The 8906-nt window shown below is 63.0% G+C and carries 7 protein-coding genes; 4 read left to right on the top strand and 3 right to left on the bottom strand.

Annotated features, from left to right (window positions below):
- Nucleotides 1-220 precede the first annotated feature (220 nt).
- The 3 genes from DNA98_RS12715 (at nucleotide 221) to DNA98_RS12705 (ending at nucleotide 3355) form a co-directional block, all read left to right on the top strand.
- Nucleotides 221-460 (top strand): hypothetical protein, encoded by a 240-nt coding sequence (locus tag DNA98_RS12715; RefSeq protein ID WP_110531285.1) that lies wholly within the window; start codon nucleotides 221-223, stop codon nucleotides 458-460.
- A gap of 108 nt (nucleotides 461-568) precedes the next feature.
- Nucleotides 569-2569, top strand: a complete 2001-nt coding sequence (locus DNA98_RS12710; protein WP_110531283.1) for a thioredoxin domain-containing protein — start codon at nucleotides 569-571, stop codon at nucleotides 2567-2569.
- 24 nt (nucleotides 2570-2593) lie between these two features.
- On the top strand, nucleotides 2594-3355 hold the full coding sequence (locus DNA98_RS12705; protein WP_110531281.1) for a TIGR00282 family metallophosphoesterase: 762 nt from the start codon (nucleotides 2594-2596) through the stop codon (nucleotides 3353-3355).
- 42 nt (nucleotides 3356-3397) lie between these two features.
- Here DNA98_RS12705 and glnA read toward each other — a convergent pair whose 3' ends face one another.
- Both glnA and DNA98_RS12695 read right to left on the bottom strand, forming a co-directional pair.
- Nucleotides 3398-4738: a type I glutamate--ammonia ligase gene (gene glnA, locus DNA98_RS12700; RefSeq protein WP_110531279.1), complete on the bottom strand. Its 1341-nt coding sequence runs from the start codon at nucleotides 4736-4738 to the stop codon at nucleotides 3398-3400.
- 47 nt (nucleotides 4739-4785) lie between these two features.
- On the bottom strand, nucleotides 4786-5901 hold the full coding sequence (locus DNA98_RS12695; RefSeq protein ID WP_110531277.1) for a sorbosone dehydrogenase family protein: 1116 nt from the start codon (nucleotides 5899-5901) through the stop codon (nucleotides 4786-4788).
- 99 nt (nucleotides 5902-6000) lie between these two features.
- Between DNA98_RS12695 and DNA98_RS12690 the strand changes: the two genes are divergently transcribed.
- On the top strand, nucleotides 6001-7677 hold the full coding sequence (locus DNA98_RS12690) for a bifunctional UDP-sugar hydrolase/5'-nucleotidase (RefSeq protein ID WP_110531275.1): 1677 nt from the start codon (nucleotides 6001-6003) through the stop codon (nucleotides 7675-7677).
- 127 nt (nucleotides 7678-7804) lie between these two features.
- On the opposite strand, the gene DNA98_RS12685 is transcribed toward DNA98_RS12690, so the two are convergent.
- Nucleotides 7805-8833 (bottom strand): NAD(P)/FAD-dependent oxidoreductase, encoded by a 1029-nt coding sequence (locus DNA98_RS12685; RefSeq protein ID WP_165364090.1) that lies wholly within the window; start codon nucleotides 8831-8833, stop codon nucleotides 7805-7807.
- Nucleotides 8834-8906: the final 73 nt, after the last annotated feature.

The raw sequence follows: 8906 nt of genomic DNA, 5'->3' as shown, positions 1-8906 counted from the left end.
TCGGCCAAAGACTCAAGATCACCGGGGCCCACTGGAGCGAATCCGGAGCGAGCGCTAAGGCCCTGGTCCGCTCGCGGTTCTTCTCCCACAGCCCCGTCACACCTTTCCACGCCGTCCGACACGGCGCTTTCCCTACTGCAGCCTAGTTGCCTAAATCCAGGACACACCCTATTGTATCGGCCAAACCGGTGGCCCGCAGTTAGCGTGGTATCCTGAGATTATGAACAACGAACGCTCGCTTCAGGATATCCTCGAGTGGATTGTGCTCGGGCTGTTGATCGCAGTCGCCGCTTTGGTGGTGCTGTGGGTGGGCGGCTGGGTCTTCCGCTTTTTGGGCAGCGTGCTGCTGGCTGTTTCAGGCATCATCTGGGCGCTCCTCAAGCTTGCGGTCCCCGCGCTTATCATCGTAGCGGCCATCTACTTCCTGGTACGCTTCCTGCAGCGTCCCAAGACCGCATAACCCCCAAACCTCGGGCCGCAAGCCCCGCCCCCGGGGGTTTGCGTTTTTTATGGCCGACCCCCTACCTAAACCACCATTGCTCCACGGCAAAGTCGGTAGGGTAGATGAATGGCCAACCGCTTAGCTCTCGAGACCAGCCCCTACCTTCTGCAGCACGCCCACAACCCGGTGGACTGGTTCCCTTGGGGCGAGGAGGCCTTTGCTAAGGCGAAGGCCGAGGACAAACCCATCTTTCTCTCCGTCGGCTACGCCACCTGCCACTGGTGCCACGTGATGGAGCGAGAGAGCTTCGAGGATCCGCGCATTGCTCAGCTGCTCAACGAAGCCTTCGTACCCATCAAGGTAGACCGCGAAGAACTCCCCGACGTGGACCACGTCTACATGATGGCCCTGCAAGCCCTCACCGGCTCAGGGGGCTGGCCCATGAACCTCTTCCTCACCCCTGACCTCAAGCCCTTTTACGGCGGCACCTACTTTCCGCCCGAGGACCGGGCTGGCCTGCCCAGTTTTGCCCGGGTGCTCTCTACCGTAGCCGCCACCTGGCGCAACCGCCGACGCGAGGTACAGAGCTCGGCAGAGGAGCTCACCCAGCACCTGCAACGGCTGCTCGTTCCCAAGGGTGGACTGCTGCCCCAAAACCTCCACGCCCAAGCCCTAGGGGAGCTCGCCCGGGTTCACGACCCCATCCATGGCGGCTTTGGGGGCGCACCCAAGTTTCCCCAGAGCCCTGTGCTGATTTACCTTTTGGCCTTGGCCTGGCAAGGCAACCCGCTGAGCGGGAGCATGCTCGAGCTCACCCTCGACAAGATGGCCCAAGGAGGCATCTACGACCAAGTCGGCGGGGGGTTTCACCGCTACACCGTGGACGGCATCTGGCGGGTACCCCACTTCGAAAAGATGCTCTACGACAACGCCCAGCTAGCCCGGATCTACCTGGGAGGCTACAAGCTCTTCGGCAAGGAGCGTTACCGCCAGGTAGCCGAGGAGACTTTAGGTTACTTGCTGCACGAGATGCGGCATCCGGAGGGCGGATTTTATTCGGCCCAGGACGCGGACTCGGAAGGGGTGGAGGGAAAGTTCTACGTTTGGAGCGAGGCCGAGTTCCGCGAGGTGCTAGGCCATGACGCCGAGGCGGCCACCCGGCTATTCGGGGTGTCGGAGGCGGGGAACTGGGATGGGGTGAACGTGCTCGAGCGCCGCTTCCCCGACGAAGCTCTACGTGAGGCCTTGGGCCTGAGCCCTCGCGCCTATTCGGAGTGGGTAGAAAGCGTGCGAACCCGCCTCTACGAGCGTCGCAAAAGGCGCGTCCCCCCCCTTACCGACGACAAGATCCTGGCCGACTGGAACGGGCTCGCTTTACGTGCCTTCGCCGAGGCAGGCCGCATACTGCAAAAGGAGGTCTACCTCGAAGCCGCTCGAGCCAACGCCCGCTTCGTGCTGAGGAGCATGCTAAAGGACGGGCTGCTGCGGCACTCTTGGCGGGCAGGGAAGCTGCGCCCCGAGGCCTACCTCTCCGATCAGGCGGGCTACGGGCTGGGGCTGCTGGAACTCTACCAGGCGACCGGGGAGATGGAGTGGCTCGAGGCCGCCCGAACGCTCGCCGAGGGCATCCTGACCCACTTCCGCGACCCTCAGGGAGGTTTCTTCGACTCCCCCGCGAGCAAGGGGCTCCCCTTGAAGGCCAAGGACGCCTTCGACGGGCCTTATCCGGGGGGGAACTCCGCCGCGGCGGAGCTTCTGATCCGCCTCGCAGCCCTTTACGAGCTCGAGGACTGGGCCGAGGTGGCCCGCGGGGCCATCGGCTTTTACACCCAGGACTTGGCCCGAAGCCCCTCAGCCCTTCCCGGCCTGCTGCTGGCGCACCTTCTCGATACCGAGGGAACGGAGTTAGCCCTGCCCATGCCCTCGAGCCTGGCCCGAGAAGCGCAAGCTCTGTTCCTTCCCCTCACCACCCTGGCCATCGGCCAGCCGGGCGAGCTACCGGTGTTGAGGGAGCGTGCAGTTGGGAGGGCTTATGTGTGCCGCAGGGGTGCTTGCCGCTTGCCGGTGGACGGACTGGAAGCTTTGAGGGAGGAGCTCCGGGCGATCTACCCTGAGGCCCGCAGCTAAATGCGGTAGCGGTAAGCTATCTCCATGCGCGTCTTGTTCATTGGGGACGTCTTTGCCGAGCCCGGCCTGCGGGCGGTCGCCCTACACCTTCCCGATATCCGTAACCGCTACGACTTCGTCATCGCCAACGCCGAAAACAGCGCGGGGGGCAAAGGGCTATCGAGGGCCGCCTACAAGCGCTTGCGGGAGGCCGGGGTGGACCTCCTCACCCTGGGAAACCACGCCTGGGATCACAAGGACGTGTTTGAACTGATCGAGACCGAGCCGATCATCCGGGCCATCAACTACCCGCCAGGAACCCCGGGCAAGGGGCATTGGTTGCTCGAAGACTCCGGGCAAAGCCTGCTGGTGGCACAGGTGATGGGAAGGGTGTTTCTCGAGGACCTGGATGACCCTTTCCGCGGAATGGACCGGTTGTTGCAAGAGGTTTCCGCCCATTACTCGCTGGTTGAGGTGCATGCCGAGGCCACCAGCGAGAAGATGGCGCTGGGCTTCTACCTGGACGGTCGGGTGAGTGCGGTGTTAGGCACCCATACCCACATCCCTACCTCGGACGCCGGATTTTTACCTCGAGGCACCGCCTATCAAACCGACGTGGGCATGACCGGGACCTACCGTTCAATCATCGGAGGGGAGGTCGAGAGCTTTTTGGCCCGTTTCCTCACCGCCCGGCCTCAGCGCTTCAAGGCAGCCGAAGGGCAGGCCTGCTTTCACGCCACCGAGCTGGTGCTCGAAGGGGGAAGGGTTATAGCCATCAGCCCTTACCGCTGGGAGGAACCGCTGTGAAATCCGCGCAAGTTGCGCAGGGCGGTATAACGCATGACCACCTCAATACTCCGCTAGGTATTGATCCAGTTCCCACTGATGCACAGCGATGCGATAGGAATCCCATTCAATGCGCTTAGCCCGCAGGAAGTGCTCGTAGGCATGTTCCCCCAAGGCATTTCGCACCACCCGGTCTTTTTGCAAGGCCTCGAGCGCCTCTCTCAGCGTCCCAGGTAGCTCGCGCACCCGGTGCTTGCGCCGGTCGCGCACCGACATCTGGTAGATGTTGCGCTGGATGGGGGGGGGTGGCTCTATACGCCCTTCGATGCCGTCCAGACCGGCACCGATCATCACCGCCAGGGCCAAATACGGGTTGCAGGAAGGGTCGGGCATGCGCAACTCGGCCCGGGTCCCCACCCCACGCCGAGCCGGTACCCGGATCATGGCCGAGCGATTGGAGGCTGACCAGGCGATGTTGGTGGGGGCTTCGTAGCCAGGGGTGAGGCGTTTATAGGAGTTGACCAGAGGATTGGTGATGGCCACCATGCCATCGGCATGCTCCAACAGCCCCCCGATGAAGTGCAAGGCGGTCTTGGAGAGCTGGTATTGCCCTTTAGGGTCGAAAAAGGCGTTTTCTCTGCCCTTGAAAAGCGAGAGGTGCATGTGCATTCCCGAGCCGCTGATCCCGGCGATGGGCTTGGGCATGAAGGTGGCGTGAAGTCCGTGGTTGAGCGCTACCCGCTTGACCACAAACTTAAAGGTGGTGATGTTGTCGGCAGCCTTGAGCGCGTCGGTGTATTTGAAGTCGATCTCGTGCTGCCCCGGGGCGACCTCGTGGTGAGAGGCTTCGATCTCGAAGCCCATCGCCACCAGCACGTTTACCATATCCCGCCTGGCTTCCTCCCCCTTGTCGATAGGGGCTAGATCGAAGTATCCCGCGGCGTCGTGGGTCTCGGTGGTGGGCAGGCCTTCGGGGGTGCGGGTAAAGAGAAAAAACTCCGGCTCCGGCCCGGCATAGAGGTTATCAAAACCCAGTTTTTGCAAGCGCGCGACCTGTCGCTTGAGGATCCCCCGAGGATCGCCTTCAAACGGCGTGCCGTCGGGTTTGGCGACGTCACAGATCAGCCGGGCTACCCGTCCCCGCCGAGGATCTTCCAGCTCGTCGGGGAAGACCACGAACGTGTCGTAGTCGGGTTTGAGGAGCATGTCGGACTCCTCGATGCGGGTAAAGCCCTCGATGGAGGAGCCGTCAAACATGATCTCGCCGTCCAGGGCCTTCTCAAACTGTGAGGCAGGGACTTCCACGTTTTTGTTGAGCCCCAGGATGTCGGTGAACTGCAACCGGAGGAAGCGCACGTGTTCCCCGCGCAAGATGCTCAAGATGTCGGACTTGCTCTGCGGCATGGCAGCCTCAGTATAGAGGACAGGAAAAAGACCCCCGCGGGGGGCATTTACCTCGAGCCCAACCGGTAGATAGCCCCGCGGTAGTCCACCACGTATAGCTCTCCCTCGAGGTCTTCGCCGAACGAACTGATGTTGTACTCGGTGTGGGCAAGGAGCTGGGCCGTCCACTTTCCCGCCTGCTCGCGGCCTGCCCAGATCCGCCCGCTGCCAAAGTCCCCGTAGATATAGGCTCCCTTCAGGGCGGGCATGGCGCGGCCGCGGTAGCGGTAGCCGCCGGTGATGGAGTTGCCTTGGGAATGGTCGTACTCGAGCACTGGGTCTACCAGCCCCTCCCGCGCACAGCCGGAAGAAGGGGTATAACACTGGCGGCCCTCCTTCAGCCGCCAACCGTAGTTTTCCCCACCCTTGCTGGCCGCGGGCTGGAAGTCCACCTCTTCGACACGACCTTGGCCTACGTCCCCAATCCACAGGTCACCGCTCTCGCGGTCGAAGGAGAAACGCCAAGGGTTTCTCAACCCGTAGGCCCAGATCTCCGGACGGGCTCCCGGGCGGTTGAGAAAGGGGTTGCTCTGAGGGATACCGTATGGGCGGTTGCCCTCCGACTTACTGACGTCGATCCGAAGGATCTTACCTAAGAGGCTTCCTAGATTTTGCGCATGGTTTTGCGGATCCCCTGCGGCGCCGCCGTCGCCCACGCCGATGTATAGGTAACCGTCTGGCCCGAAGGCGACCATGCCGCCGTTGTGGTTGGCGTAGGGTTGCTCGATGGTGAGGAGGATTTGGGCGCTTCTGGGGTCGGCTCGGTCGGGGTTATTGGAAACCTTGTAGCGGGCGATCACCGTGGCCCCGTCAGCACGCCGGGTGTAGTTGATAAAAAACCACCCGTTTTGCCGGTAGTCGGGGTGAAAAGCCAGCCCTAAAAGCCCCCGCTCGCCACAGCAAGAGACGAGGTCACTCACGTCGAGAAAGGGCTCTGGAAGCAACCGGCCCTCCTGGACCAAGCGCACCCGCCCAGCCTGTTCGAGGACGAACATCCGGCTCCCATCCCCTGGAGCGTAGGTCAGCCATAGCGGTTGCTGGAGACCCCGAACCACCGGGGTAAAGCTCAGCAACTGCGCCTGGGCCGTTCCCAAGAGGCTCAGGACGAGCAGAAGCTGTCTCATGGGGCCAGTCTACTCGAATCCCCCGGGGCGATGTTGCGGGGCCTCCCCCTGACCCGCGGCTGAACGCCGACCCGATATGATAGGGCGCGAGGAGGAACCATGCATCGGAGAGAGTTGCTCAAAGCGGGTTTTATCACGGGACTGACCGCCGCCGGTGTGGTGCGGGCTCAGGGAAGCTCGAGCGGAAGCTTCTCCCTCACCATCGTCCACACCAACGACACCCACGCCCACCTCGAGCCCACCCTGCTCACCCTGGGAGGCAAAGCGAACCAGCCCCTAGGGGGCTTTCCTCGGGTGATCTCGCTGTTCGACCGCTTCCGGGCCTCGGAGCGCAACGTGCTCTTTTTGCACGCCGGCGACGTGTTCCAGGGCACCCTCTACTTCAACCAGTACCGGGGCCTGGCCGATCGCTACTTTCTGCACCGCATGGGGGTGCGGGCTATGGCTATCGGCAACCACGAGTTCGACAACGGGCCAGAGGGCCTCCAGCCCTTCGTGGACGGGGCTCGCTTCCCCATTCTCTCCGCCAACACCGACGTCTCCAAAGAGCCCAGGCTGGCGGGTAAGATCCGGCCCTACGCGGTGGTGCGGGTGGGCGGAGAGAACATCGGGATCATCGGCCTGACCACCCCTGACACCGCCTTTATCGCCAACCCCGGCCCCACCGTGACCTTCACCGATCCGGCCCAAGCCGCCCAAAAAGCCATCGTGGAGCTGATGAGCCGGGGGGTCAAGAAGATCGTGATCCTCTCTCACCTGGGTTATCTACAGGATCAGGAGCTAGCCAAGAAGATCGTAGGGGCGCAGGTCATCGTGGGGGGCCACTCCCATACCCTCCTGGGCAGCTTCCCCGACTTCAAGGAGCTTCAACCGGCTGGCCCTTACCCCACGGTGGTCAAGAATCCCGAGGGTAAGGACGTGCTGATCGTGCAGGCGTGGGAATGGGCCAAGGTGGTGGGCCAGCTCAAGGTGGAGTGGAACCAAGCCGGCGAGCTGGTCCGGTACGAAGGTCGCCCGATTCTGATCGCCGCCGACATCCCCGAGGAGCGTTTCGCCCTCGAGGCCCTCAAGGTGTACGCGATGCCCATCGCCGCCTTACAGACTCAGGTAGTGGCCCAGGCCCGGGTGGACTTGCAGGGTGACCGCACCGTGGTGCGCCGCCGCGAGAGCAACCTCTCTAACCTCATCGCCGACGCCATGCTGTGGAAGACCCGTAGCGCAGGAACGGTGATCGCCCTGCAAAACGGCGGAGGAGTGCGGGCGACCATTCCAGCCGGGCCGATCACCGTGGGCAAGGTTTACGAGGTGCTGCCCTTCGGGAACACCCTGGTGGTGATGGACCTCAAGGGAAGCGAGGTTATAGCGGCCCTGGAGAACGGCGTCTCTCAATGGGAGCAAGGGGCTGGACGCTTCCTCTCCGGGGTGGCCGGGCTGCGCTACACCTTTGATCTCTCCAAGCCAGCCGGCAGCCGGATCACCAAGGTGGAAGTGCTTCAGGGTGGGCAGTACGTGCCGCTCGATGCGAATGCAACGTACCGCACCGTGGTCAACAACTTTATGGCCATCGGCGGCGACGGGTTCGATAGCCTCAAGGCGGCCAAGGGGTACCGGGTGGATACCGGCTTCTCCGACGCCGAGAGCTTCCTCGACTACTTGCGTACCCAGCCCACCTGGGAACCGAAGGTCGAGGGCCGCATTACCATCCTCAACGAGCCTAAGAGCGGGGTGGAGCGTCCGGCTTACGTGGCGAACCCCCGCGCGCTCGTGGGCGCGTAGAAGACACGACACGAAAGCCCCAGGGGGGGTGGCCCCTGGGGCCTAATTTGGCGGCGTTGTCCGGCCGGGCACGCCTCGCAGAGGAACCTGCGCTTAGCAAAACGCTTCCCCCTGGCCGCCCAAGGGGTCAGATCTCGGCGACCGCTTTTTCTACCAGGGCTGGGACGTGGTCGGCTTTTTCTGAGGAGTGCCCGGGGTTCACCTTGAGGGCCGGGTTGGCGTACGCCGCGGCGTGGTTGGCGGCGATCGCCGCCTCCCCGAAGCCCAGGGCGATCAGCGGAAGCTTGCCAGGATAGGTAACGATGTCCCCACAGCCGAAGATGCCAGGGCGGCTGGTCTCCATCTTGGAGTTGACCTTGATCTTGTTGCCCTCGAGCTCGAGGCCCCAGCTGGCCAGCGGCCCTAGCTTGGAGAGGTACCCGGCCAGTATGATCACCGCATCTAGCTCGAGCGCCGTCTCTTCCTTGGTTTGGTTGTGGAAGATGGTGGCCCGCTGCACCCGGCCATCCCCCTCGATGCTCCTGATCTCGTAGGGGGTGAGAAGGCGAATCTCCCCGGCCTCGGCAGCCGCCCGCAGCTGGTTGACCGTAGCCCCATGAGCACGGAAACTATCCCGGCGGTGGATGAGGGTGACGTGGGCCCGGTCCTTAAGCCCTAGCGTCCAGTCCACCGCACTGTCCCCGCCCCCCACGACGAGCACTCGTTTTCCCCGAAACTCCTCGGGATTTTTGACCGCATAATAAACTCCATGCCCCGCGAAATCGGCCTCGCCGGGGCAGCCGATCTTACGCGGCTCAAAAGCCCCTACCCCCGCGGCAATCACGATAGAGCCGGTGCGGTAGCTGTGGCCTGCCGAGGTCTGGATCACGAAGTCACCGTTGTCTTCCTCAAGTTTCTCCGCCCGCTCACCCAGACTGTAGATTGGCTTGAAGGGCTCGAGCTGTGCCGTCAAATTAGCCACGATATCCTTGGCCAAGACCTTAGGGAAGCCAGCGATATCGTAGATGTACTTTTCGGGGTAGAGGGCGGAAAGCTGGCCGCCGGGTTCGGGAAGGGGGTCGATGAGGCGCACGCTAAGGTTGCGCATCCCCACGTAAAAAGCCGCAAAAAGTCCCGCTGGCCCGGCACCGATAATGGTCACGTCCGTGCGCATAATAGCAACACAATAACATATGAGGCGCTTAGCATAAATATGCCTGCCCTGACAACAGCCAGCGGGTTGTGCTTTG

The organism is Meiothermus sp. Pnk-1, assembly GCF_003226535.1.
Taxonomy (GTDB): domain Bacteria; phylum Deinococcota; class Deinococci; order Deinococcales; family Thermaceae; genus Allomeiothermus.
This window is presented reverse-complemented; position numbering and strand designations above follow the sequence as displayed.